Origin of the sequence: uncultured Formosa sp., assembly GCF_947500765.1 — a bacterium.
Lineage (GTDB): Bacteria > Bacteroidota > Bacteroidia > Flavobacteriales > Flavobacteriaceae > Formosa.
Genome location: NZ_CANMTH010000002.1, coordinates 1 through 26,174 on the forward strand (window position 1 = coordinate 1; position 26,174 = coordinate 26,174).

The window sequence follows — 26,174 nt, forward strand, 5'->3', positions numbered from 1 at the left end:
GAAGATAGAAATAAAGAAACCGCAGAGGTGTATCATCAATTAGGACTGTCTCATTACGCTGCTATGGAAGCCTTTGTGAGATGGCTTTTTTAATAGGATTCTAAATTTAAAATAAAAAAAAAATCGAGGGTATTAGCCTCGATTTTTTTATTTATAAAAATTCATAATGTCTATATAGTCCCAAACTGACTTTGCTAGTAAAGGCTTGCAATTTTTGCCATCTCGTACAGCTTTTCTTATAAAAGTTGAAGATATTTCAACAATTGGAGCATCGATACGGTGTATTTTAGGATGCTTTATAAGCTCATGTTCCGTTTTACCTTCCGAAATTCTAGGATAAACATAAATGTCATGATTTTCTAAAATAATATCGTTATTCTTCCACTTATGAAATCCTTTTAAATTATCCTCACCCATAATTAATGAAAAGTTATGATTTGGATGTTTTTCTATAAGATACGTTAGTGTATCAATAGTATAATTGGGTTGTGGTAAGTTAAATTCAATATCGCAAGCACTTAACTTGTCGTAATCTTCTATAGCCTGAAATACCATATCTAACCGATGATGATTGTCTAAAAGACTACTTTTTTTCTTAAATGGATTATGAGGGGTAACGACAATCCAAATTTGGTCTAAGTCGCTATATTCTGCCATGTGGTTGGCAATAATTAAATGCCCCGCATGAATAGGGTTAAAAGTGCCAAAATAAAGACCGATTTTCATAAAATATTAATCTTTATTTATAAAATCTGAGACCACTTGTTCTGCTTCAGCAAGTGCATGTTCTAGTGTGTCGTTTTCAATAATACAATCAAAAAGAGGTGCTGTAGCTAATTCTGCAGATGCTTTTGCTACACGCATGTTTATTTTGTCCTCAGATTCTGTTTTACGCTTTTTTAAACGAATTTTTAACTCGTCTATACTTGGTGGTTTTACAAAAATAGAAAGGGTTTCTTCTGGGAATTTACGTTTTATACGTAGTCCTCCAGATACATCAATATCAAAAATAACATGTTTCCCTTGAGCCCAAATACGTTCTACTTCACTTTTTAAAGTGCCGTAAAAATTATCGCGATAGACTTCTTCCCATTCTAAAAAAGCATCTGTTTTAATATTGTTTTTAAACTCTTCTAATGATAAAAAATAATAATCTTTAGCGTGTTCTTCTGTACCGCGTTTTTCGCGAGAGGTTGCCGAAATTGAGAATTCTAAATTCAATTTTTCTATTCCTAGAAGGTGCCTCACTATGGTTGTTTTTCCCGAACCAGATGGTGCTGAAAACACGATAAGTTTCCCTTTAGACATACTATAAAACGTTTAAAAGTTGTTCTTTAATTTTTTCTAATTCGTCTTTCATTTGCACGACTAATTTTTGCATAGGTGCATAATTACTTTTAGAACCAATGGTGTTAATTTCGCGCCCAAGTTCCTGTCCAATGAAACCTAATTTCTTTCCATTAGAGTCTTCAGAATTTAAAGAAGACATGAAATATTCTAAATGATTTTTTAATCGTACTTTTTCTTCTGTGATATCGTATTTCTCAATATAATAGACCAATTCTTGTTCAAATCTATTTTCATCAACCTTTTCTTTTAACTCTTCTACACCTTTACGTAGTCGCTCTTTAACGGCTTCAATACGTTCTGGGTCTATTGTAATTACTTGTTCTAAAAGGTCTTCTATAATTGCTATTCTTTTCTTAAAATCGGCTTCTAAAACTTTACCTTCGTCTAAACGATATTCACTAATATGATTTAATGCCGCGTGGATTTCGTTTAAAATGGTTGCCCATTCATTTTCATCCATATCTTGACGTTCTGTACTTAGAGCATCAGGAAAACGAACAGCCATTTTAAGTAATTCGGTTTCATCACCATCAACAATATCTCGAAGTTGCTTTAAGTATTGTTTTACAACAGGTTTGTTTATTTGTGTAGAAGTTTCTTCACCAGTAATTTCAACAAAAATTGAAAAATCTATTTTTCCACGTTCTAGTTTATCAGCAATAAGTTTGCGTAAATTCAATTCTTTTTCTCTATAAAAAGAAGGCATTCGCGTATTCAAATCTAAGTTTTTACTGTTCAGTGATTTTATTTCTATAGAAATTTTTTTGGTAGGCAATTGTATTACAGATTTACCGTAACCCGTCATTGAATATATCATAAACTATAATTAAAAGTTATGCAAAGGTAGTTAAACTTAAGCGTATAGAAAATTCTAAAATTGATAAGAGTACACCGTTTTATTTTTTTACTTTTGAAATAAATTAATAAATATGTATACAAAGCAATTTGAAATTCGTTGGAGTGATATTGATGCAAATCGTCATTTAGCAAACTCTGCTTACACCAATTTTATGAGTCATACACGTATGGCATTCTTATTAGAAAGTGGGTTTTCTGCTAAAGATATGGCGCAACATAATATTGGTCCTGTTGTTTTTTACGAACATATGTATTATTTTAAAGAAGCATTTTTGGGTCAGCCAATTACTGTTGGACTTGAGGTTTCTGGAATAAGTGAGGATGGGAGGTTCTTTAAATTCGAACATAATTTTTATAACGAAACTGGCGAAAATATTGCGCATTGCGAAATGTTGGGTGGTTGGATTAATTTAAAGGAAAGAAAATTAACCTCACTTCCTGATGTATTGATGCAATTAGCGAATTCATTCCCGAAAACAGAAGATTTTAAAGTGCTAACAAAAGCAGATACTCGAGCGTTTAATAAAGTGCCAAAACCTTTAAAAACAAAAGCTATTTAGCCGGTGTTTTTGTTACCAAATAAACTCCTGTAAAAATTAGAACAGCGGTTATTATTTTTACCATATTAAGATTATCATTTCCTATAATTAAAGCAAAGATCGCAGCTATTACTGGTTGTATATATACAAATGTACTTGCTGTAGAGGCTTTTAATTGTGTGAGTCCTAGTATGTTAAAAAGGTAGGCTCCAAAGGTTGCGAAAAACACTACAAAAAATGCAGAAAAAGCAATATAAGGCGTAAAGGTGTGCCATTGTACTGCTCTAAATTCTTGGAAGCCGAAAGGGATAGTCATTATTAATCCTAGAAGAAAAAGCCATTTAATAATAGTAAAAGGATGGTATTTTACTGTTAATCTTTTAGCAATAATAAGGTAAATACTAAAAGCTGTGGCGTTTAGAATAATTAAACAATTTCCTAGTAAAATATTGTCGGCTGGATGAACAGATTTTCCGTATACACTCAAAATAATGGCTCCAGAAAAGCCTAAAAATATTCCAATAATTTTTAGAGATGTTATTTTTTCTTTTAGATATATTGAAGAAAGTACGAGTACAACAATAGGTGTAATTGTAGATATTACAGAAGCATGTATTGGTGTGGTGTATTCTAAACCTTTAAAGAACGAGAGCATATTAAGGCACATTCCAAAGAATGCCGCTGCTAGAAAAGTTAAATAATCTTTCTTGTCAATTTTCTCTTTAGGCATGAATAACCCAAAAAACCAAAAAAGTGTAGTCGCTCCTATTAATCGAAGTAAAATAAATCCAAATGGTTTTATGTAACCAGCGTCTATAACATCATTAGCGAATGAATAATTTAGCCCGTAAAAAACTTGAACTAAAAAAAGTGCAATTAAGGCTAGTATCCGTTTATTCATGTAAAGCTGCTTTGGCTGCTGCAACGGTTTTTTTGCTGTTTCCTATAAAAATTTCTTCATTGTAAATTAATACAGGACGACTTAAAAATGTATAATGTTCTAAAATATAGTTTTTGTAATCTGCTTCAACCAAAGTCTGATTTTTTAAATCCATTTCCTTGTATAGTTTAGCGCGTTTACTAAATAAAGCTTCGTAACTATTAGATAATTTATGCATTTCTTCTAGTTGAATAACAGTAATAGGTGTCTCTTTAATATCTTGAAATATTACGTCTTGAGGTAAGTTTAATTCTTTAATAATACGCATACAGGTATTACAAGTCTTTAAATAATATATTTTTTTCATAATGTATGCTTTAGAGTTTGTAAACTGTTATTAAAGTCCATTTATATTTAAATAAGAATTTGCTTCATCAAAAGGAATAACAAATTCTGTTATGCCTGTAGTGTATGGTGCAATTTCATAAGTGTTGTATAATAATATTAAACCATCTTCGCTATAGCCTATGTTTTGTGGTAGAACAAAGTTTTCAGTATCTAAATACATATCTTTTTTCTCTGCAATTTCATCGTTAAAATACGGGTTAGCAAATTCTGTGAAACGCTCTTCGTTTTTAAATAGTTGTTCGTTTTTTATTAGTTCACCTGTTTGTGCATTGAAATTTAAAAAAGTAATAACTAAAATGCCATGTGCTCCTCCTGTATTTGTGTAGGATGTTAATGATATACTGATTACTTCTGGAGATTTAAACATTACTTCCCCATCAATTTGGACTTCCCATTCTTGAGCACTTTCTGGAAATTGATTTTTAAAATTAGTGTATTCTGTATTGAAGTTATTAATGTTTTTTTCAATAGAATTTATCGTCTTAGCGTCTTGATTAAATTGTAAAGCAGTAGCAACGTATTGTTTTAAGCTTTCATTTATGTGTATGGCAACTTGACTGTTTCCTTCTGCTTTTGGGATGTTTATATCTACAATAGCATTGTTTGGTGTGGTAATAGCTTGTTCTGAAAAGGTTATTTCCTTATTTTCTGTACATGAAGCTAAAATAAAAAGGCTGAAAATGATTAAAAATGAGTGTGATTTAGGGCACATAATGTAACTTTATTATTCGAAAATAAAGGTACATATTGAAGTTTGATAATTGAAGATAATTTTAAACTTTATCTGAATAAAAAGTACTTTAATAAAAGGCGAAAAAGAAGTAAAAACGTGTAATACTGTTTTTTAGTTTATATAGTATACATAACCAAAATTGATCCAAATTAAAGAATCGTTATTTTTGTTATATTCTAATTGATGGTTTAATCCGTCTACCCAATCGCTATTAAAAAATTGCCATTTTGCTTCAATTAAAAAATCTGAATATTCACTTACTTTATATCTTAAACCAACACCTGTATTTAGTGCAGCTGTGTAAAAAGAATCTACATTTACAGAACCAGATTCCCAAGGTGAAAAAAGTTGATCAGAATCTGTTATGTTCGATCCTGGATTAGCATAAGTATATTGAGCTCCTAGTATTAAATAAGGTGTAAAGTCGAAAAAGCCATAATAGAAATTCCTTAAACTTAATGGGTAATATTCAAGTCCAGCACCAATATTAAAATTTTTAGACTCACCACGTTGATTTCTTAATCTGTTAGCATCTTCGCTAGTTTGATCTGCTGCTACATATTTACCGTAGTGTTGTAAATTGGTTTGATTGTAAGAGAAGTCGAAACGCAGTTTAAAGTGATCGTAAGCATAATCACGCCTCGATCCCCAATCCATAGGGTTGATGTCTAACATTAATCCTGCTCCAAAACCAATGTTTCCAGAGTTAGTTTCTGAATCGCCTTTTAAACCGAAATCAGAACGCATCTGAACAGGCCCAGCCAATAATCCTATCTCATATCCCGTCATTTGGGAATAAAACAAATTAATTGAACTAAAAAATATTAAGAAAAAGAGTAAGTTTTTTTTATAGAGCATTGCATTTTTATTAAACAGATGCTGTTTAGTAGCATTAATAGCAGTTACAAATATATAAAATGATTTTTATCAAAAAAATAAATTTTAAATTAAGTGTTAATATTTATTTAGCAAGAAAATAATTACGAAATAGCTTTGAAAACAGCGTAATATTTATAGATAACGTATATTTGTACTTCAAAACTAATGATTGCTTAGTGTTATCGTAATTTTTTTAAAATGAAAAAACAAATAGATACTTTTTTAGAGCTTGTAAAGCAAACCAATGGATACGAACCAGAGTTTCTTCAGGCTGTTCACGAAGTTGCAGAAACTGTAATTCCGTTTATTGAAAACAATCCAAAATATAAGGGTAAAAAATTATTGGAGCGTATGGTAGAGCCAGAACGTACTATAATTTTTAGGGTGCCTTGGATTGATGATCAAGGTGAAATACAGGTTAATAGAGGTTTTAGAATAGAATTTAATTCGGCTATTGGCCCTTATAAAGGTGGGTTGCGATTTCATCCTTCTGTGAATTTAAGTATTTTAAAGTTTTTAGGATTCGAACAAACTTTTAAAAATTCTTTAACTACGCTACCTATGGGCGGAGGAAAGGGCGGAAGTGATTTTAATCCTAAAGGAAAGAGTGATAATGAAGTAATGCGTTTTTGTCAATCATTCATGTCTGAATTATGTCGTCATATCGGTCCTAATACAGATATTCCTGCTGGAGATATTGGTGTTGGAGGTCGCGAGATAGGTTATTTATTTGGTCAGTATAAAAGACTTCGCAACGAATTTACCGGTGTGTTAACTGGTAAAGGTATGGAGTATGGCGGGTCTTTAATTAGACCAGAAGCAACAGGTTATGGTGCTGTCTATTTTGCAAAAAATATGTTAGAAACACGTAGCGAATCATTTAAAGGAAAAACAGTTGTTATTTCTGGTTCAGGGAATGTTGCTCAATATGCATGTGAAAAAGCTACGGAATTTGGAGCTAAAGTCGTAACGTTATCAGATTCTTCAGGGTATATATATGATGAAGAAGGTATAGATACTGAAAAATTAGCGTTTATTAAGGATCTTAAAAATGTTAAGCGCGGACGTATAAATGAATATATTAAAGTGTACACATCAGCAAAATTCTTTGAAGGGGAAAGACCTTGGTCTGTAAATTGTGATGTGGCAATGCCATGTGCAACACAAAACGAATTAGATGCTGCCGATGCTGAAAAATTAGTAGCAAATAACGTAATCGCTGTTGCAGAAGGAGCTAATATGCCAACAACACCAGAAGCAATTGCAATTATTCAAGGTGCTAAATTATTGTTTTCTCCAGGGAAAGCATCTAACGCAGGTGGGGTTGCAACGTCAGGGTTAGAAATGAGTCAGAATTCATTACGTTTAAATTGGACAAGAGATGAGGTTGATGCTAAACTACATCAAATTATGAATGATATTCATGCTTCTTGTGTTAATTACGGAACAAGAGAAGATGGGTATATAGATTATGTGAAAGGAGCAAACATTGCTGGATTTGTTAAAGTCGCAGATGCTATGTTAGCACAAGGCGTAGTTTAAGTTTTAGTCCTTATTATATATAGAAGCCTTCAAAAGTTAATTTTTGAAGGCTTCTTTTATTTTAAAATGTAATGGTGTTGAGTAAATCTAAAACGGTATCGTGCATGTTGTTTGTATAATCAAGGTGTGTTACTAATCGTAATTTACCTTGCCCCATATCGCTAATCAATATATTGTGTGCTTTTAGTTTTAAGATAAATGTATTACTATCTATGTTGTCCTGCACTTCAAAAATTACAATATTAGTTTCTGAAGGTTCTACATGTTTTATGCTCGGTAATGTTTTTAATTGTTCACCTAATTCTTTTGCTTTTTTATGATCATTGGCTAAGCGCTCAATATTGTGGTCTAAAGCATAAATTCCCGCAGCTGCTAAAAATCCGCCTTGGCGCATGCCTCCTCCTAACATTTTTCTTATACGTAAAGCTCTAGTCATAAACTGTTCGTCTCCTGTGAGTACAGATCCAATTGGGCACCCCAAACCTTTGCTTAGGCATACAGAAATGGTGTCGAATAAATCTCCGTATTGTTTAGGTGTTTCTTCTTTTGCTACTAAAGCATTCCATAAACGAGCACCATCTAAATGGTAGCCTAGATTATGTTCGTTACAAACGGTTCTTATGTTTTTAAGTTCATTAATATCCCAGCAAGCTCCTCCTCCTTTGTTGGTCGTATTTTCTATTTCAACTAAAGACGAGAGCGGACTGTGATAAAAATCTGGAGGATTTATAGAGTTAATAACATCTTTAGACGTAAACATGCCTTGATGTCCGTCTATTAATTTACAAGATACACCACTGTTAAAAGATGCGCCACCTCCTTCGTAATTATATATGTGTGCGTATTTATCGCAAATAACTTGTTCGCCAGGATTTGTGTGTAGTTTTATAGCTGTTTGGTTAGCCATAGTGCCGCTAGGGAAGAACATGGCGTGTGATTTTCCGAAGAGTTTAGCAATTTTTTCTTCTAGAAGATTTATGGTTTCGTCTTCTTTATAAACATCGTCTCCAACTTTTGCAGACATCATCGCGTCTAACATTTCTGAAGTTGGTTTTGTTACGGTGTCGCTTCTTAAATCAATAATCATGAGTTTGTGTTTACAAAATAATTAAGGAAGAAAGTTAAGAGATTCTATCCAAATTACTTTTTAAAAACTCAGATTTAATTTTGGAGTATTGTTATTGTGAAATTTCTATTAGGATGTCTGTTTTTTTGTTAAAAATAAGTTAATAGTGTGAAATTAATATTTTTATTTCATCAAATAGATAGGAAATATTGACTAATTTAGAAAAAACGTAAAATGCATGAAGCCAACCAATTTTAAGCATCTTTTTTCTTCATATGATGGGAATGAAAATTTGTTCGATGAAATTTTCGATAAAAAGCAAAATGTTAGAAAAGTGTATCAGAAATTATTTGATATATATAATGATCAATCTATTGAAGAATTCATCAATTTAAATAACAAAGCAAAAACATCCTTTTTCAATCAAGGTATTACATTTCAGGTTTACAGTGATGATAAAGCACAAGAAAAAATATTCCCTTTCGATTTGTTTCCTCGAATTATAGATGCAAACGAATGGAAAATAATAGAGCAAGGAGTGCTTCAGCGATGTAAAGCCTTAAATGCATTTATTTGGGATATTTATCATGATAAAAATATTATAAAAGCCGGATTAGTGCCTATGGAGCTAATTAGTTCTTCAGCTAATTATTTAAGGCAAATGGGAGGTTTAGATCCTGTTGGTGGGATTTATAATCATATTTCAGGAACAGATCTTATTAAGCATTCCGATGGTAAATATTATGTGCTAGAAGATAATATTAGATGTCCTTCTGGAGTGAGTTACGTTATTTATAACCGTAATGCTTTAAAGCGTTCTTTGTTTGGTGTTTTTAATCATTATGATATTCATACAGTTACTGATTATTCTGAGAATTTATTAGAAATTTTAGAATCTGTTAAACCAAAGGGTGTTGATGTGCCAACCTGTGTTGTTATTACGCCTGGAGTGTATAATTCGGCCTACTTTGAACATTCTTATCTGGCTAAAACCATGGGGATTGAATTAGTGGAAGGTCGTGATTTAGTTGTAGAGAACGATTTTGTGTATATGAAAACCATTAGCGGCTTAACAAGAGTTGATGTTATTTATAGACGTATAGATGATGGTTTCCTAGATCCTTTAGAGTTTAAAAAGGATTCGGCTATTGGTGTCCCAGGATTATTTGCGGCATACAAAAAAGGAAATGTAACACTTGTAAATGCTCCAGGAACAGGAGTTGCCGACGATAAGGCAATTTATACTTACATGCCAGAAATTATTAAATTTTATTTAGGAGAAAAACCTATTTTAAATAATGTACATACATACCATTGTAGCAGACCAACAGATTTAAAGTTTGTTTTAGAAAACATTCATAATTTGGTTATAAAGCCTGTAGATGAAGCAGGAGGTTATGGTATTTCAATTGGTAATAGATTAACAAAACCAGAAATAGAAGCCGTTAAGAAAGTTATCCTTCAAAATCCAAGAAAATATATAGCACAACCTATCATGTCCCTTTCTGTACATGCAACTTATATTGAAGATTGTCAGTCTTTCGAGCAACGTCATGTCGATTTAAGAACCTTTACATTACTTGGTCAGGATAAAGAATTTGTATTAAAAGGAGGATTAACACGAGTCGCCTTGAAGAAAGGAAATTTAATAGTGAATTCGTCTCAAGGAGGAGGATCAAAAGATACTTGGGTTTTAAAAAAATAATAATATATGTTAGCAAGAATAGCCAATAACTTATTTTGGATGGGTCGTTATATTGAACGCGCAGAGCATACTGCACGTTTTACAAATGTAAATTACTTTTCGTCGTTAGATGCACCCAATAAATTATCTAGAGACCGTCAATTTGTGCTTCAGTCTATCTATGAAATGGTGGGTGAAGAAGATGAGCAAGATGAGGTTTTAGTAGAACAAGATGTACTTTATAATATCGCTTTAAACCCCGATAAACATTATTCAATTTTAAAGTGTATAACATATGCGCGCGAGAATGCGAATAGTTCTAGAGATTTAATATCTAACGATTGTTACGAAACAATCAATAAGTTTTATCATTCGGTAATAAATTACCCTAAAGAATATTTTGTAACACGCGGACTTCATGATTTTACGAGTCTTATCATGCATCAATCTACTATCTTAAAAGGTAAAATTCGTGGTACCATGTTGCACGACGAAGTGTATGCGCTTATTAAATTAGGTATAAACATAGAGCGTGCTACACAGGTTACACATATCTTACAAATTAAATATAACGCAGCAGAACAAGTTACATTAAGTAAACCCAAACATTTAAAAAAGAGTTACGAATGGACTACGTTGTTAAAATGTGTAGATTCTTTCGATATTAATCGTAGGGTGTATAGAAAACCACCAACTCAAAGTACTGTTATAGAGTTTTTAATGCTTAATCCCAAAAGCCCAAGAACGGTGTTGTATTGTTTAAATCAGATGCAGCTTCATATTGCAATGTTAGATCCTTTAAAGGTTCATGAAAAGGGTACGGCATTGTTTTTAATTGGAAAAATGAGGTGTGAATATGAGTATAAAACGGTAGAAGATATACAAGATGATGTTAAAGAATTTATAGCGCATACGTTTTCAAGTTTAGTTGAATTAAGTGATAAAATAGAAGACGAATATTTTTATCATTAAAAGAAATTTGTATTGATAAATTATTCTAATTTTGAAACCCCTAATTTATTCTAAAAGATGTACAATTATACCATAAAATATACTGCCGAAAACACTTACGAAAACCCTGTTTTTGAATCCTTTTGGCAGTATATCGTTACGCCTCAAAATAATTCAACTCAAGAGTTAAATTCAGGTTTGTTTACAGTGTCTGAGGATGCTTTAGTAGAAAAATCTATAAATGGTTATAATTTTGAAACCACAAGGATTCACACCAAGAAACCTTTTGAGTCTATTGCATTTGAAGCAGTTTTTAAATTAACAAAAACAAAGGCTGATCCGTTTAAGATAGATCCTAAATTTACAATCGAAGACGATTATAAAGCGATTAGTGTTCTTGATTTTCAAGTAGATTATGAGGCTTTTTTAAGTACAACGGAGCTTACTACTTTGCCAAAAGCGCATGCAGACCTTTTTGATTTTGATATGTCAAAAAGTATTTTAGATAATTTGAAAAAATTAAATACTTGGGTGCATGAGTATATTGCTTTTAAAGAAGGCGAGACAACATCAGAAACACTTTTAGAAGAAATTTTAGAAAAAAAACAGGGGCTAAGTCCGAGTTTCACACATTTGTTATGTGCTATAGCACGTGTTAATAAAATTCCCGCACGTTATGTTTCAGGATATTTGCACCAAGGAGATGGTTTTTTTGGAGATTCACAAATGTATGCTTGGGCAGAAATTTTTGTACCTAATTTAGGATGGATTGGTTTCGATCCTGCAAATAATATTCTTACAGATCATAATCATATTAAAGTCACACATGGTAGGGATTATAAAGACTGTGAGCCTTTAAAACAACTATTGTTTTCTTATGGAGAGAAAAAATCTAAATGCGTTGTTGAAGTCACGTATGAGCAATAATTTGCTTGCATATTTATTTCTTGAAAAAAAGTGTAGTACTTTTGAGTAAAATAAAATGAATATGATAACAGCAGATCAAATTAAAGATCTTTTACACCGCCTTACCTCGTTAAGGCAATATCTTTGACATAGATGTCAAACTTATAGAAATACAAAACGAAGAAGAACAAACCTTCGACCCTAATTTTTGGAACGATTCTAAAGCCGCAGAAATAATCATGAAATCGCTTCGTGTTAAAAAGAAGTGGGTAGAAGATTTTAATACTGCAACCACACTTGTGGGAGATCTAGAGATTTTATACGAGTTCTACAAAGAAGGCGATTCTTCTATAGAAGAAGTTACCGAGCAATTCGAAAAAGCACAAACACTTTTAGAAGATATCGAGTTTAAAAACATGTTGTCTGAAGAAGGTGATAGTTTAAGTGCAGTGCTTCAAATTACAGCTGGTGCAGGTGGTACAGAAAGTTGCGATTGGGCAAGTATGCTTATGCGTATGTATTTAATGTATGCCGAAAAAAGCGGATTTAAAGTCAAAGAATTAAACTATCAAGAAGGCGACGTTGCGGGAATAAAAACCGTCACTTTAGAGCTTGAAGGCGACTTTGCTTTTGGTTGGTTAAAGGGTGAAAATGGCGTACATAGATTAGTGAGAATTTCTCCGTTTGATAGTAATGCGAAACGCCATACTAGTTTTGCTTCCGTTTACGTATACCCACTTGTAGACGATACTATTGAAATAGATATAAATCCAGCAGATATAGAAATTACTACAGCGCGTTCTAGTGGTGCAGGTGGGCAGAATGTTAACAAGGTAGAGACTAAGGTTCAGTTAACACATAAGCCAACAGGTATTCAGATTTCGTGTTCAGAAACCAGATCGCAACATGATAACAGATCTCGAGCAATGCAAATGTTAAAGTCGCAGTTGTACGAAATTGAATTGCAAAAACAATTAGCACAACGTGAAGATATTGAAGCTGGAAAGATGAAAATAGAGTGGGGTAGTCAGATTCGAAACTATGTTATGCATCCTTATAAATTAGTAAAAGATGTTAGAACAGCCCATGAAACAGGAAATGTAGATGCTGTTATGGATGGACAAATCGAACCCTTTTTGAAAGCTTATCTAATGATGATGGGGCAAAAAACAGAAGATACTAATAACTTATAATCACAATTAAACATGATTACAATTTATCACAATAACAGATGTAGTAAATCGCGTGAAGCACTTCATATTCTTGAAGCTTCGGGAAAAGAATTTACTGTTGTAAAATATTTAGAAAATGTTCCAACAAAAAAAGAACTAACTCATATTATTGAGTTGTTAGATATTATGCCAATTGATTTGGTGCGTAAAAATGAATCGATTTGGAAAGAAAACTTTAGAGATGTTAATCTAACAGATGATGCTATTATTGATGCTATGATTCAATACCCTAAACTAATAGAGCGTCCAATTGTTGTAAACGGAGAGCGTGCTGTAATTGGCAGGCCACCGCAAGATATTACAAACATATTATAAATATTAAAGCCTCTAATTCATTCAAAATTTTAGAGGCTTTTTTTCTTTTAACAATCTTTTAACTACTAAAGATTAAACCAATTTCGTTTCTTGCGGTCTTATTTAATTAAAACAACAATTCATGAATTTAATCAAACAAGTAGTATTTAGCCTACTGCTTTTTTTGTTTTGCTTTAATATACAAGCGCAATCAGTTAAGGATGTTACTATAACAGGACATGTTATTGAAAAGGAAACAAATCTTCCTCTTGAATACGCCACAGTTGCCTTTAGGGACAGTAAAGATAATAGTGTTATAACAGGAGGGATTACAGATGCTAAAGGTAAATTTAGTATTACAGTACCGGCAGGGAAGTACAATGTGTCTTTCGAGTATATTTCGTTTAAAAAGCAATCACTTTTAAATAGAGAGTTATTAAAAAATACCGATTTAGGTAATATTGGTTTAGCATTAGATACAGAATCTTTGGATGAAGTAGAAATTATTGCAGAAAGAACCACTGTAGATATCAGACTAGATAAAAAGATTTACAACGTTGGTCAAGATTTAACAGTAAGTGGTGGTACAGTAAGCGATGTCTTAGATAATGTGCCTTCAGTTTCTGTAGATGTTGAAGGAAATATAGCTTTAAGAGGAAATGATAATGTTACTATTCTTATTAACGGAAAACCTTCAGGTTTAGTTGGTTTGAGTTCTAATGAGGCGCTAAACCAGTTGCCTGCAGATGCTATCGAGCGGGTAGAAGTTATTACCTCTCCATCGGCAAGATACGATGCAGAAGGGACAGGTGGAATTTTAAATATTATTTTAAGACGAAGCAAGTTACAAGGACTTAACGGTTCTGTAACAGCAAATACAGGATATCCAAATGCAGCAGGTATTTCAGGAAATATTAATTATCGTACAGGCGATTTTAATTTTTTTAATACTACGGGATATTCATACAGAGAATCTCCAGGAGAATCGACTACAAAAACAGAATATTTTAATTATGAATATGATGATGATGGGAATGTTACAGACGATCTTGAAAACACATATTTAAATGAATATAGAGATTACGATAGAGTTAGAAAAGGAATCAATACTAACTTAGGAGTAGAATGGTATATTAACGATAATACATCGCTTACAGGATCTGTATTTTATAAAGATAGCGACAATAGTACGAAAACAACAAACGATATTTTTGAAATCGATAACGTAGGTAATATTTTAAATGAAACTTTTCGTTTTGATCCAGAATTTGAAGATGATAAAACGGTTCAATATGCCTTAAACTTTGATAAGCAGTTTCCAGACAAACCAGGTCATAAGTTAACGTTTGATTTTCAGTATGAAAATACATCAGAAGATGAAAACTCACTTATTACTGAAAACGGATTAGATTCAGAACAAGTTAGAACTCTAGAAGATCAAGACCGTTTGTTATTACAAGCAGATTATGTGCTTCCTTTAAGTGATGATAGTCAGTTTGAATTTGGTTACCGTGGAAATTTCAATACTTTAGATACAGATTATACGTTGGCTTATTATGAAGGTGATGAGTTTGTTACAGATACAGATGTAAGTAACAATTTAATTTATAAAGAACGTATTAATGCCGTGTATACACAATATGGAAATAAAATTAAAGATAAGTTTTCGTATTTGTTAGGGTTAAGAATGGAGGATACGGGAATAGTTATAGACCAAAAAACAAGTGATGATTATGATGATAAAAATTATTTAGGATTGTTTCCTACAGTAAACTTAGGATACGAAATTTCTGAAGATCAAAGCATCATGTTGGGTTATAATAGACGTATTAGAAGACCAAGATCTCGTTTTATAAATCCATTTCCTTCACGAAGTAGTACAACAAATTTATTTCAAGGAAATCCAGATTTAGATCCAAGTTATTCGTCTGCAGTAGATTTAGGGTATTTAAATAAATTAGGAGATGTAACTTTAAACTCGTCTGTTTATTATCAACATGCTACAGATGTATTTACGTTTATTACAGAAGCTACAGGAGAAACTGTTGTTGTTGGAGGTACAGATATACCGGTAATTAAAAGTACTCCGATTAACTTAGCAACAAACGATCGTTATGGTTTTGAACTTACGGCTACATATAGAGCAAGTAAAAAATGGAATATGAATGCGAATTTTAATTTCTATAATTCTATTACAAGAGGAGATTATAAAGGCGTTAATTTTGATGCAGATAATTTAAGTTGGTTTATAAGATTTAATAATAAAGTGACCTTGCCAGGAGAAATAGATTGGCAAACACGAATTATGTATCGCGGACCTTCAGAAGATGCTCAAAATAAAACAGACGGTATGTTTTATAGTAGTTTAGCGTTTAGTAAAGAGGTGTTTAACAAAAATGCGTCTATAACTTTTAATGTAAGTGATGTTTTTAATTCAATGAAAAGATCCATGCTTTCAACCACAGAAACGTATATTAGTGACAGTGAATTTCAATATAGACAACGCTCATTTAATTTAGCATTTACTTACAGATTCAATCAACAAAAAAGTCGTCAAGACCGTCGAGAAAATGTAGATGGAGGTGATGATGAAATGGGATTTGAAGGGTAAAACTTTAAAAAGCTTCTTGTTACAAGAAGCTTTTTTTCTTTAATATATTATTTTGCTGTAAAACTCGTTACTTATAAATATATTTGAAACATTAAAAATCATCTATGTTTAAACGTTTACTTATCCTTTTCTTGGCAGTATGCCCTTTAATTGTAATCGGACAGGATTATTCCGATTCTTGGGAAGGGTATTTTTCGTATAATAATATTAAAGATGTAACGGCAAGTACAGATAAAATATATGTAGCTGCAGAGAATGCTGTTTATGTATACGATATGTTAACTCAAGAAATGAGTACGTTTTCTACCATACAAGGTCTTGCTGGAGAAACAATTTCAACTCTTCATTATAGTGCCGAGTATAACGCTTTAGTTGTGGGATATGAAAACGGTTTAATAGAAATTGTTCTAGACGAAAATTCTGAAGTATTAAGCGTTGTAGATATTGTAGACAAGTCTACTATCCCTTCAATAAGTAAACAGATTAATCATTTTAATGAGTATGATGGACTACTTTATATTTCTACAAATTATGGTATTTCTGTATATGATTTAAGTCGGCTAGAGTTTGGCGACACCTATTTTATAGGAGATGAAGGCGTGCAAACTATAGTTACGCAAACAACAATTTCCGATGGGTATATTTATGCTTCTTGCATGAATTCAATGGGATTAAAACGAGCCGAGATAAATAATAGTAATTTAATAGATTATAAGCAATGGACTACCTTGGCAAATGGTAATTTTACTGCTGTAGAAGCGGTGTCTAATAATGTATATGTTATAAATAATTATAGAACAATTTTTAGAGTTCAAGGAGCAAATCTTACAAGTTTAAATGTTTTTCCTAACACTCCTTTAGATGTTAAATCTGCTAATAATGAGCTTATAATTACGACTAAAAACCATATCTATTTATATTCTAGTACTTTTAATTTACTAGAAGAAGTAGGTATTAATGCTAATTTTAATACCAATTATACTTCGGCTATTACTACGGTAGATGATTTCTATATAGGTTCAGATAGTTATGGTGTTTTAAAAACACCAATAGGTAATACTGCGATGTTTGAAGACGTTCTTCCAGATGGTCCTTTATTAAATATACCTTTTTCTGTAGAAGCCGAATATAATAACGTTTGGGTTACTTTTGGAGATTTTACCGTGAGTTACAATCCTTATCCGTTAAGAACACGTGGTATTAGTCATTTAAAAAATGGAGCTTGGAAAAATATTCCTATAGATAGTATTTTTGGAGCCAGAAATCTAACAAACATAAGTATAAACCCAAATAAGATTAACCAAGTGTTTATTAGTTCTTTTTTTGATGGGATTTTAGAAGTAGAAGCGGATGTTGCTACAGTATTACATGATGAAACTAATAGTGGCATAGAACCTATTGAGATTGCAGGATCTACAGATATTCGTTTAAATCCATCAACGTTTGATAGCGATGGGGTATTATGGAGCTTGAGTGGTCGTGTGTCGAGTCCGTTAAAATCTTACGACCTAGATACAAAACAATGGAAATCTTATAGCTTTGAAGGATTATATTCAGATGGTTTAAATGGTGAGTGGGGCTTTTCAGATATAGCTATAGATAATTCTGGGGTGGTTTGGACAGGTGGTTATGTAAATGGATTAGTTGGTTACGATTATAAATCAGGAACTTCACAGATAAGGAGTTTAAGTGAAGAGTCTGAGAATATGCCCACTACTGTTGTAACTGCTGTAACTGTAGATAATCAAAATCAGATATGGATTGGTACAATTAGAGGTTTGCGAGTGCTTTATAATACTTCTACTTTTTTTACAGCGAGTACAGTAGAGGCGAGTGAAATAGTTGTTTTAGACGACGGTGTTGCGAGTGAGTTGTTGGCTTTAGAATATATTACGAGTATAGAAGTAGATGGCTCTAATAATAAATGGATTGGAACTTTTGGTTCTGGTGTGTTTTATTTTTCTTCAGACGGACAAGAAACTATTTTTCATTTTACAAAAGATAATTCACCACTGCCTTCAGACAATATTACAAGTATTAGTATAGACGATTCTACAGGAAAAGTATTTATTGCAACAGAAAGTGGTCTTGTAGCTTATAATTCAGGAAGCTCGTCTACCGAAGATTCTTATGAAGATGCTTATGTTTATCCAAATCCTGTACGACCAACATTTAATATTACAGAAGACTTAGTAAAGATTAAAGGGCTTACAGATAATGTAAATATAAAAATTACAGATGTTGAAGGTAATTTAGTTGCAGAAGCACAATCTAATGTAAACTCAAGGTATAGTGGCTATAATTTAGAAATTGATGGAGGAACAGCATTCTGGAATGGCAGAAATTTGGCTAATAATGTGGTGCACTCCGGTGTATATTTAATTATGTTGTCCGATACAGAAACGTTTGAAACAAAAGTGCTTAAATTAATGATAATCCGGTAATGTTTTATTCTTCAAGTGCTATTGTACTATCTAAACTTAAATATCGCGACAACGATCTTATTGTAAGTTGTTACACCAAAGATTTTGGAGTTGTAAGTTTCTTGTTACGTGGTGTTCTTAAAAGTAGAAAAGGTAAAGCTAGAGTGGCTTATTTTCAATTATTATCTCAAATTCAAATAGATGCCGATTTTAAACAAAACAGATCTTTACAGACGCTAAAAGATGTTAAAATAAATGTACTGTATTCAACCTTGCACACACAAGTTGTAAAAAGTACTATTGTTATGTTTTTAGCCGATGTTTTGGCCATCGTGTTAAAAGAAGAGGAAGCAGATACAGAATTGTTCGAGTTTTTAGAAACTGCACTACTGTTTTTAGATGAAACTTCAGATCCTGCAAATTTTCATTTGGTGTTTTTAGTGCAGTTAACACGGTTTCTAGGAATCTCTCCAGATACATCTTCTAGCGATTATAATTACTTCAATTTATCTACAGGACAATTCGAAAAACAATCTACCAGTATATATTCTATAACTGGAGATAATTTAAAGTATTTTAAGATTTCGTTAGGCATACTTTTTGATGACTTACAGGCGATGAAAATGAATTCAAAACAGCGACAATCCTTCTTAGATACGCTGTTGTTATATTACGAATTACACCTTGGACATTTTAGAAAACCAAAATCGCTAGCCATTTTTACTCAAGTATTTAATTAATAACCGACCTAAAATTCTATATGAATATAAAATTACTATTTGGATTACTTTTTCTTGTATCCTTTTCTATACAAGCTCAAAATATTACCATTTTAAATAGTCAAACAGAAGAACCTATATCTGGAGTTGTGGTATTTAATGTAGATAAAACAAAAAGTGAAATCTCTAATATAGATGGGGTTGTGTCTATAAAAGCTTTTGTAAGTACAGATACAATTTTTTTTAAACACTTAGCTTTTGAAGCGTTTTCTATAGAAAAATCTCAATTAAATACAGACTCAAAATTATTTTTAGAACCTACAACAGAAGGGCTTGATGAGGTTTTGATTTCAGTGTCTAAATTTGGACAAATGAAACGCGATATACCTCAAAAAGTACTATCAATGTCTGCTTCTGAAATTACTATTAATAACCCTCAAACAAGTGCAGATCTTTTAGAAAACACAGGAAATGTATATGTGCAAAAGAGCCAGTTAGGAGGAGGAAGCCCTATGATTCGTGGCCTATCTACTAACAGATTATTAATAACAGTTGATGGTGTGCGTATGAATAATGCCATCTTTAGATCTGGAAATATTCAGAATGTAATTTCAATAGATCCTTTTAGTATTCACCATACCGAAGTTATTTTAGGGGCAGGGTCTGTGGTTTACGGAAGTGATGCTATTGGTGGAGTTATGAGTTTCTATACTAAAAAGCCAGAACTCGCTTTTGTAGATAATCAGGAGTTTTCTGCAAATTCTGTAGTCCGTTATGCTACGGCTAATAATGAAAAAACAGGGCATTTAGATTTTAATATTGGATTGAAAAAATGGGCGTTTTTAAGTAGTGTTAGTTATACAGATTTCGACGATTTAAGAATGGGAAGTCATGGTCCTGATGAGTATTTGCGTACAGAATATGTAGTTACAGAAAATGGTGTAGATCGTATTGTTGAGAATCCAAACCCTAAAGTCCAAAATCCTACAGGTTATAACCAAATTAACCTGATGCAAAAAGTAAGATTTGAACCTAAACAAAACTTAAGTTACGATTTAGGATTGTATTACTCTACCACGTCAGATTATTCAAGATACGATAGATTGATTAGATATAAAGATGATCATTTACGTTCTGCCGAATGGAATTACGGTCCACAACGTTGGTTTATGTCTAATTTTCAAGTTACAAAATTAAGTAGTCAATCTTCATTTTATGACAAGTTTCAAGCCAATGTGGCTTATCAAAATTTTCAAGAAAGTAGAACGGATAGAGATTACCAATCTACCACTAGAAACTCAACAAAAGAACACGTCGATGCTATTTCAGCAAATATAGATTTTGAAAAACAGCTTAGTCAAAAAACAGAATTCTTTTATGGTTTAGAGTATGTGTATAATAAAGTACATTCTTATGGCGAAGAAGAAAATATTGAAGACAATACAATTGTAGATGCCATTTCAAGATATCCAAATGGTTCCGATTGGTCGTCAATATCTACCTACGCTAATTTCAAATACAAACCAAGTGATCAGTTTATTCTGCAAACAGGTTTACGCTACAATCACGTGTTGGCTCATGCAGATTTTACAGAAAATAATGTGTTTTTAAATTTACCTTTCGATACAGCCAATATTAATACAGGAGCATTAACAGGTGCCGCAGGAGTGAGCTGGATTCCAGCTGAAGTTATACAATGGAAATTGAATTTTTCTACAGCTTTTAGAGCACCTAATATAGATGATGTTGGTAAGGTTTTCGATTCTGAACCTGGAGCTGTTGTGGTTCCGAACGATGATATAAGTCCCGAATATGCGTATACTGGAGACTTAAGTGTGCGCCTTAATTTAAATGATAAAGTAATTATTGATGCGGCAACGTATTATACGTTTTTAGATGATGCTTTGGTGAGAAGTGATTTCGAATTAAATGGTGATTCTTATATCGAATATAATGGTGAAGAAAGTCGCGTGCAAGCCATGCAAAATGCAGCCGAAGCTCGTATTTATGGTTTTGAAGCGGGTATACAGATTTATTTTTCTGAAGCTTTAAAATTGACATCGCAATACAATGTTATAGGTGGTTACGAAGTAGAGGAAGGCGAACATTATCCATTAAGACATGCAGCTCCAAATTTTGGAAATACACATCTTACTTGGCAATATAACAAGATTACTATTGATGCGTTTGCTACGTATAATGATGAAATGTCGTATACAGATTTAGCGCCTTCAGAACAAAGTAAAGATTATATCTATGCAAGTGATTCTGATGGCAACCCATACTCGCCATCTTGGTATACTTTAAATGTGCGCACTCAATATAAATTTAATTCTGAATTTTTATTTACTGTAAGTTTAGAGAATATAACAGATCAACGTTATCGTCCGTACTCTTCAGGTATTTCCGCACCTGGTAGAAATTTAATATTAGCCTTAAAATATACCTTATAAAAAAAGCCTCATTTTTAAATGAGGCTTTTTTTATTTATAATATTAAACAGTTACCGTTGTTTAACCGCTTTTTTATTAATTGTTTGTCCGTTAGATAGTCTCACTTTTGCTATATAAGCAGCCTGACTAAGTTTAGATAAGTTGTACACTTCGCTAGAGCTATTTCCTTTTAAACTATATATACGTCGACCTAACATATCTAAAATTTCAACATTTGTAATAGTTGTATTTTTACTTGTTGAAATTTTGACTTCACCATTTGCTAATTCTATAATACTAATGTCGTTAGATGAAATACTAACATCGTCTATAGAAAGTGTTGCTTGTGTAAATGAAATTTCGAAACGATCATTAAATACACCATTATCAGAGGTGAATGAATAATTGTTTTCAGAAAGGTCTTGTACGGCATTAAGGAACTTATCGTTTAAATATATTGAGTTTCCAGTCATGAAATCGCCTTCTGACTGGGGAATGGAAATGGTGTAAATTGTCGGTTCTAAAATAGTTGATTTGAAACCTAACGGAATTACTTCCTCTAAAGATAAACTGCTTGAATGTTTCGCTTGTATTACATATTTGTATTCTGGAGCCGTTGGTATAAAAGAATATATTACAGCATTTATATTTTCGTAAGTGCCTCGTTTTGCATCATAATATGTGCCATCATCATGATCTGTTGCACCATTTAAATAAGCAACAAGAATTTGGTTCGAGACACCATTATCTGTTGTTAAGTTTACCCATAATTTATTAGCATCATTTGCGGTAGTTGTTCTAAAAAATTGGGTGTTATTTCCTGTAACTCTCATACTATTATTAAAAAGAACATCTGTAGTTTTAACATCTCCAGAAACGATAGTAGAAGGTGCTCCGTTATCCATAGATACAAAGAAACCTTGACCAGAAGGAATATGTCTTGTTGGCATTACACCATCGCCTCCCATAGTTTGTCCTGTACCATTTATAATAGCATAGTCACTCTGTGCATAGTTATTATTCTGATTACCATTTGTAGATGCTTCTGCAGGTGTTGCTTGCGACCATAAGTAAATGGCACCATTAGTAGCGCCAATGGTTTGATTTATATTGGTATTTGCATTTAAAAATATATCGGCATCTAAGGCAGAAGGGTAGGGGTTTCCTATAAGATTCCAGTTGTTGTCGTTAGTTTCTGAGTCATTTCTGTATATTGGTATATTATAAACGCCGTTATTAAATGGACCTTCGAAAGTGTAAATAAATTGATTAGGAAACGTGCTAGATTTGTTGTGGGTAGCAGCAAAACCTATACCTGGAGTCATTACAGTCGCAGCCATTGCAATTTGCCAGTCATCACCATTATCATCAACATCATCTTGCCCTACTAGTGTGCTGTTATCATTGTTTACTTCTCTTGTTGCATCTAAAAAGTTTTGTCCGTTAAACCAATAGATTCTAGAAGCATGAGCTTCAGCTAAGCCATCAGCGATAACTTCTCCTAAAACGGGTGAACTCCAATAGGTGTATTCAAAAAATGAACCTAAATTAGAAGTTTCTTTTTCAACTTCAATTTTACTTTTATCAGTTAATACATCACCATCAACAATGGCATCATCATTAACTTGTACAAAAGAACCATCTGTTTTAACAATAATGTTACCATTTACTGTAAGATCGTTTCCGATAACTACATAAGTGTTGTCTTCTATAATTAAAGTACTTGCTGCATTTACAGTACATTCACAGGCTTCAAAACTTGTTTCTGCGCCACCTGTAGAGGTGTCGTAATTTCCGTCTATAATAACATTTGTACCTATAGTTGGTACTGTATTTGTTGCTGTACCATCATCCCAAACCCAATTAGAACCATTCCATATGGCTCCGCTTATAAGTACTTGTATCGCATTAGAAGCTTCGTAGCACAAAGCATCATCTTCTCTAACTTCGCAATAGTACTGATAGTCTAAAACACTACTCGCATCAGAAATAATTAAATCGGGAGAAGCGCTAGAGGTGGTGTAAATACCACCATTAGAAATAGTCTGCCACCCTAAACCCGATTCTTCTGGTTTGTATACATACCATACATATTGTAGTGCATTTCCTCCAGCAAATCCTTCGGTTGCAGATACGGTAATTGTAGCTTCGTTACAGGCTGTTGCTGTACTTGTAATATCATTAATAACCGGAGGTGCTCCTGTAGAATAATCATAAACCCCAATATCTGTATAGTCTACAGGTGTAAAACTATCCCAGTCACTAGCATTCCAAGTGGTGCTAGGTACTGTGATACCTGTGTTTTTTCTTCTGTAGGTGTAATTTTTACTAGCTACAGTAAAGGTGGTGCCAGAAGTATCTCCCCAAAGGTCTATCCAGTCACCCGTTAGCGTATTGTATAGTCTAATATTATCATTTTCATTAACACCACTTACATTACTTGATTGATCATAACCATGACTTGCATATGCTGTTGTGGCATCCGTGCTTCCGAAGGCAAAGACAAATACATCGTTATTAGCTACAGTTCCTGATAAAGCAATAGAGCTTGTTGGAGAAGAATTACCGTTATTATGTATTCTAATTTCGTAGTTTGCTAAACTCACACTTGAACCTGTACCATTATAAATTTCGACATAAGAGTGTGATCCAGATCCATGGTCTGTAACTTCACTAATAAATAAGTCTCTTGTTGTTCCTGAACCACCTTCACAACTAGAAATTAATTGATCTATAACTGTAAATAAATCAGAGCTTAAACAGCCTAAATCGTCTGTGATTTCTATACTTCCGGTAGTTGCACCAGCAGGGATTGTAACCTCTAATTCTGATGTAGAGATTACATTTAAGGTAGCTGAAATTCCATTAACTTTTGCTGTAGTAGCTCCTCCAAAATTACCAATTGTAGATGTTATGTTGACTACAGTACCTATTGGTCCGGTGTCTGGTGATAGTGTTAGTGTGCCAGCAGCGCAATCTCCAGTTCCTTGAACTTCGAAGGTATACGGGTTTTCATCTGCATCGTTACTAATAACTGTAATTGTTGCTGTTCTGGTGCCTACACCGCTAGGTGAAAATGTAATTTCAAAATCTTCTTCAGTACCCGATGTGATTGATGTTGTTCCTGGATTTAAAGAAATTGAAAATTCTGAAGCATTAGATGAGGTGATACTTGTTAAATCTAAATCGGCTGTACCTTCACTACTCACATGGTATGTTTTTGGTGCGGTTGAGTTGCCCATTACAGTTGTTGCAAACAGCGTGTTATGTCCTACACTTGCAGTTGATCCATTTGGTATGGAAGCACCTGTATTGCCTTCAATATCTATCTCTGGAGTTGGTGTGTACCCTTCTCCTGTTAAGTTTACGGTACAAGATCCTTCGTCTAAATCGTTATTGTTTATGGTAACTGTACCTGTTCTAGTACCTGTTGTAGAAGGTGTAAACCTTATTGTCATAGTTTGTGTGCTGCTAGAGGTAATACTGAATGGAGTTGCCGGCGAAACAATAGTATAATCTCCTGTAATATTTAATGAACTTACATCTAAATCTGCACTACCATTATTTTCTATATCGAAAGTAAGATCTGTATTTGTAGATATGGCTTGACTACCATAATCTATAGTGTAACCACAGTTTTGATTTGTAGATGTATTATCTACTAATTGTAGTTCTGGATTAGGGGTTCCTGAATAACAGGTCCAGCTTAAATTTGAGATTAAAGTTCTGTTTCCGTTATTGCGTAACTCTATATCTATAGGCCCATTTACATTAACTGTAGTAGAAATGGTTGTGCTTGATAAAAGAGTCACGGAAATATCACTTCCATATTGAGTGCCGTTAATAAAAACTTTTAGGGTTGAATTTCCTGTATATATTCTTGCATAATCAAAAGTCACAACTCCACAGCCACCAGGGAAAGAACTATCATTAGTTAAAGAGCCATTTCTTAACATTATAGCTTCATCACCATTTAAGTCTTGATCAGATCTTGCATCTGTAGCTGTCCAATCGATACCGTTGTCTCCTGTCCAATTTCTTGTTATATAAGAACTTGAATCTCCGATGTTAGAAAATGATTCACTAGCACAATCTCCACCAGTAGTGATTGCATCTCCCGTTAGGGTTACTTGGTTAATCTGTAGTCGTCTGGTTCTAGAAGTTCCCTTCCATCTTATTTTATTATTGGTTCCAGATAGCGTACCAATGTTGTAGGTGTAATCGGTGTTGTTTATAGCTACAGGAGTTACTATATATGATCCAGCGGTCCAAGTCGATCCACCGTCATCTGAAATTTCGATTGTACAAGTTGGAGCGATTGAGTTATTTCCATTACCTCTTAAGCTCGAGACTAATTCTAAATTTTCATAAGCTCCAAAAGTTTCACTTATAACATAGGCACTGTCGTCATTTAAGCGCCAAGTGTTCGTATTCGTGTTTTGTGTTACATTATTAAAAGTCCAATCATTAGTTAGAGAGGAACAGTCGTTATCAAATATTTGCCCGTAACCAAAAGTTAAGATAGAGCAAATTAGTACTAAGGTTAAGTAGTAGTTTTTTTTCATATGGGAGGAAATAAGTTACTTTTATGGTGTCTTTTGTAAGATACACGTGAAATTGGTATTTACAAATTACGTAAAATATTTGTAATAAAATTGCGTTTTGTT

20 protein-coding genes are annotated in these 26,174 nt (G+C 32.9%); 11 read left to right on the forward strand and 9 right to left on the reverse strand.

Annotated features, from left to right (window positions below; genetic code table 11):
- Positions 1–147: 147 nt before the first annotated feature.
- The 3 genes from nadD to Q1B05_RS03140 are packed head-to-tail and all read right to left on the reverse strand — an operon-like array spanning position 148 to position 2,167.
- Positions 148–726 carry a nicotinate (nicotinamide) nucleotide adenylyltransferase gene (gene nadD, locus Q1B05_RS03130; RefSeq protein WP_299777487.1) on the reverse strand — a complete coding sequence of 193 codons (579 nt, stop codon included), beginning with the start codon at positions 724–726 and terminating at the stop codon, positions 148–150.
- Between the two features lie 6 nt (positions 727–732).
- Positions 733–1,308, reverse strand: a complete 576-nt coding sequence (gmk, locus tag Q1B05_RS03135) for a guanylate kinase (protein WP_299777489.1) — start codon at positions 1,306–1,308, stop codon at positions 733–735.
- A gap of 1 nt (position 1,309) precedes the next feature.
- Positions 1,310–2,167 carry a YicC/YloC family endoribonuclease gene (locus tag Q1B05_RS03140; RefSeq protein WP_299777492.1) on the reverse strand — a complete coding sequence of 286 codons (858 nt, stop codon included), beginning with the start codon at positions 2,165–2,167 and terminating at the stop codon, positions 1,310–1,312.
- 112 nt (positions 2,168–2,279) lie between these two features.
- Here Q1B05_RS03140 and Q1B05_RS03145 point away from each other — a divergent pair, with 112 nt between their 5' ends.
- Entirely contained in the window at positions 2,280–2,768 is a 489-nt protein-coding gene (locus tag Q1B05_RS03145; RefSeq protein WP_299777495.1) for a thioesterase family protein, read from the forward strand.
- On the opposite strand, the gene Q1B05_RS03150 is transcribed toward Q1B05_RS03145, so the two are convergent.
- The 4 genes from Q1B05_RS03150 to Q1B05_RS03165 form a co-directional block, all read right to left on the reverse strand.
- Entirely contained in the window at positions 2,761–3,648 is an 888-nt protein-coding gene (locus Q1B05_RS03150) for a DMT family transporter (protein WP_299777497.1), read from the reverse strand. The two genes, Q1B05_RS03145 and Q1B05_RS03150, sit on opposite strands and share 8 nt — an antisense overlap.
- A complete protein-coding gene (locus Q1B05_RS03155) occupies positions 3,641–3,994 on the reverse strand; it encodes an ArsC/Spx/MgsR family protein (RefSeq protein WP_299777499.1) in 354 nt (117 codons plus the stop codon). Before Q1B05_RS03155 ends, Q1B05_RS03150 begins: the two co-directional genes overlap by 8 nt.
- A 30-nt stretch (positions 3,995–4,024) precedes the next feature.
- The gene (locus Q1B05_RS03160; RefSeq protein WP_299777501.1) at positions 4,025–4,747 is read right to left on the reverse strand and encodes a DUF3298 and DUF4163 domain-containing protein; all 723 of its coding nucleotides are present in this window, start codon (positions 4,745–4,747) and stop codon (positions 4,025–4,027) included.
- A gap of 132 nt (positions 4,748–4,879) precedes the next feature.
- On the reverse strand, positions 4,880–5,557 hold the full coding sequence (locus Q1B05_RS03165) for a glutamate dehydrogenase (protein ID WP_299777503.1): 678 nt from the start codon (positions 5,555–5,557) through the stop codon (positions 4,880–4,882).
- A 288-nt stretch (positions 5,558–5,845) separates the two neighbouring features.
- Between Q1B05_RS03165 and gdhA the strand changes: the two genes are divergently transcribed.
- Positions 5,846–7,189 (forward strand): NADP-specific glutamate dehydrogenase, encoded by a 1,344-nt coding sequence (gene gdhA, locus Q1B05_RS03170; protein WP_299777505.1) that lies wholly within the window; start codon positions 5,846–5,848, stop codon positions 7,187–7,189.
- Positions 7,190–7,250: 61 nt separating this feature from the next.
- Here gdhA and Q1B05_RS03175 read toward each other — a convergent pair whose 3' ends face one another.
- Complete coding sequence (locus Q1B05_RS03175) at positions 7,251–8,276, reverse strand: GntG family PLP-dependent aldolase (RefSeq protein WP_299777507.1); 1,026 nt, start codon at positions 8,274–8,276, stop codon at positions 7,251–7,253.
- A 217-nt stretch (positions 8,277–8,493) separates the two neighbouring features.
- On the opposite strand from Q1B05_RS03175, the gene Q1B05_RS03180 reads away from it, so the two are divergent.
- From Q1B05_RS03180 to Q1B05_RS03220, 9 genes are all read left to right on the forward strand, one after another.
- Positions 8,494–9,960, forward strand: a complete 1,467-nt coding sequence (locus tag Q1B05_RS03180) for a circularly permuted type 2 ATP-grasp protein (protein WP_299777509.1) — start codon at positions 8,494–8,496, stop codon at positions 9,958–9,960.
- A gap of 6 nt (positions 9,961–9,966) precedes the next feature.
- Positions 9,967–10,911 carry an alpha-E domain-containing protein gene (locus Q1B05_RS03185; protein WP_299777511.1) on the forward strand — a complete coding sequence of 315 codons (945 nt, stop codon included), beginning with the start codon at positions 9,967–9,969 and terminating at the stop codon, positions 10,909–10,911.
- 57 nt (positions 10,912–10,968) lie between these two features.
- Positions 10,969–11,817 (forward strand): transglutaminase family protein, encoded by an 849-nt coding sequence (locus Q1B05_RS03190; protein ID WP_299777513.1) that lies wholly within the window; start codon positions 10,969–10,971, stop codon positions 11,815–11,817.
- 61 nt (positions 11,818–11,878) lie between these two features.
- Positions 11,879–12,989 (forward strand): peptide chain release factor 2 gene (gene prfB / locus Q1B05_RS03195; protein ID WP_299777515.1). Its coding sequence is split into 2 segments (ribosomal slippage): positions 11,879–11,941 and positions 11,943–12,989, totalling 1,110 coding nucleotides; the frame shifts between segments, so codons are not numbered across the junction.
- Between the two features lie 12 nt (positions 12,990–13,001).
- Positions 13,002–13,343 carry an arsenate reductase (glutaredoxin) gene (gene arsC, locus Q1B05_RS03200; RefSeq protein ID WP_299777516.1) on the forward strand — a complete coding sequence of 114 codons (342 nt, stop codon included), beginning with the start codon at positions 13,002–13,004 and terminating at the stop codon, positions 13,341–13,343.
- Positions 13,344–13,464: 121 nt separating this feature from the next.
- Complete coding sequence (locus Q1B05_RS03205; RefSeq protein WP_299777517.1) at positions 13,465–15,933, forward strand: TonB-dependent receptor; 2,469 nt, start codon at positions 13,465–13,467, stop codon at positions 15,931–15,933.
- A gap of 104 nt (positions 15,934–16,037) precedes the next feature.
- Entirely contained in the window at positions 16,038–18,377 is a 2,340-nt protein-coding gene (locus Q1B05_RS03210) for an ABC transporter substrate-binding protein (RefSeq protein ID WP_299777518.1), read from the forward strand.
- Positions 18,377–19,096, forward strand: a complete 720-nt coding sequence (gene recO / locus Q1B05_RS03215; RefSeq protein WP_299777520.1) for a DNA repair protein RecO — start codon at positions 18,377–18,379, stop codon at positions 19,094–19,096. Before Q1B05_RS03210 ends, recO begins: the two co-directional genes overlap by 1 nt.
- Positions 19,097–19,116: 20 nt before the next feature.
- Positions 19,117–21,528, forward strand: a complete 2,412-nt coding sequence (locus tag Q1B05_RS03220; protein WP_299777522.1) for a TonB-dependent siderophore receptor — start codon at positions 19,117–19,119, stop codon at positions 21,526–21,528.
- 50 nt (positions 21,529–21,578) lie between these two features.
- Here the strand turns inward: Q1B05_RS03220 and Q1B05_RS03225 are convergent, their stop codons facing one another.
- Complete coding sequence (locus tag Q1B05_RS03225; RefSeq protein WP_299777523.1) at positions 21,579–26,072, reverse strand: choice-of-anchor D domain-containing protein; 4,494 nt, start codon at positions 26,070–26,072, stop codon at positions 21,579–21,581.
- Positions 26,073–26,174: the final 102 nt, after the last annotated feature.

Bases quoted from the DNA above. Each gene is read 5' to 3' on its own strand.
- nadD (WP_299777487.1), bottom strand. From the start codon at position 726: ATGAAAATCGGTCTTTATTTTGGCACTTTTAACCCTATTCATGCGGGG.
- gmk (WP_299777489.1), bottom strand. From the start codon at position 1,308: ATGTCTAAAGGGAAACTTATCGTGTTTTCAGCACCATCTGGTTCGGGA.
- Q1B05_RS03140 (WP_299777492.1), bottom strand. From the start codon at position 2,167: ATGATATATTCAATGACGGGTTACGGTAAATCTGTAATACAATTGCCT.
- Q1B05_RS03145 (WP_299777495.1), top strand. From the start codon at position 2,280: ATGTATACAAAGCAATTTGAAATTCGTTGGAGTGATATTGATGCAAAT.
- Q1B05_RS03150 (WP_299777497.1), bottom strand. From the start codon at position 3,648: ATGAATAAACGGATACTAGCCTTAATTGCACTTTTTTTAGTTCAAGTT.
- Q1B05_RS03155 (WP_299777499.1), bottom strand. From the start codon at position 3,994: ATGAAAAAAATATATTATTTAAAGACTTGTAATACCTGTATGCGTATT.
- Q1B05_RS03160 (WP_299777501.1), bottom strand. From the start codon at position 4,747: ATGTGCCCTAAATCACACTCATTTTTAATCATTTTCAGCCTTTTTATT.
- Q1B05_RS03165 (WP_299777503.1), bottom strand. From the start codon at position 5,557: ATGACGGGATATGAGATAGGATTATTGGCTGGGCCTGTTCAGATGCGT.
- gdhA (WP_299777505.1), top strand. From the start codon at position 5,846: ATGAAAAAACAAATAGATACTTTTTTAGAGCTTGTAAAGCAAACCAAT.
- Q1B05_RS03175 (WP_299777507.1), bottom strand. From the start codon at position 8,276: ATGATTATTGATTTAAGAAGCGACACCGTAACAAAACCAACTTCAGAA.
- Q1B05_RS03180 (WP_299777509.1), top strand. From the start codon at position 8,494: ATGAAGCCAACCAATTTTAAGCATCTTTTTTCTTCATATGATGGGAAT.
- Q1B05_RS03185 (WP_299777511.1), top strand. From the start codon at position 9,967: ATGTTAGCAAGAATAGCCAATAACTTATTTTGGATGGGTCGTTATATT.
- Q1B05_RS03190 (WP_299777513.1), top strand. From the start codon at position 10,969: ATGTACAATTATACCATAAAATATACTGCCGAAAACACTTACGAAAAC.
- arsC (WP_299777516.1), top strand. From the start codon at position 13,002: ATGATTACAATTTATCACAATAACAGATGTAGTAAATCGCGTGAAGCA.
- Q1B05_RS03205 (WP_299777517.1), top strand. From the start codon at position 13,465: ATGAATTTAATCAAACAAGTAGTATTTAGCCTACTGCTTTTTTTGTTT.
- Q1B05_RS03210 (WP_299777518.1), top strand. From the start codon at position 16,038: ATGTTTAAACGTTTACTTATCCTTTTCTTGGCAGTATGCCCTTTAATT.
- recO (WP_299777520.1), top strand. From the start codon at position 18,377: ATGTTTTATTCTTCAAGTGCTATTGTACTATCTAAACTTAAATATCGC.
- Q1B05_RS03220 (WP_299777522.1), top strand. From the start codon at position 19,117: ATGAATATAAAATTACTATTTGGATTACTTTTTCTTGTATCCTTTTCT.
- Q1B05_RS03225 (WP_299777523.1), bottom strand. From the start codon at position 26,072: ATGAAAAAAAACTACTACTTAACCTTAGTACTAATTTGCTCTATCTTA.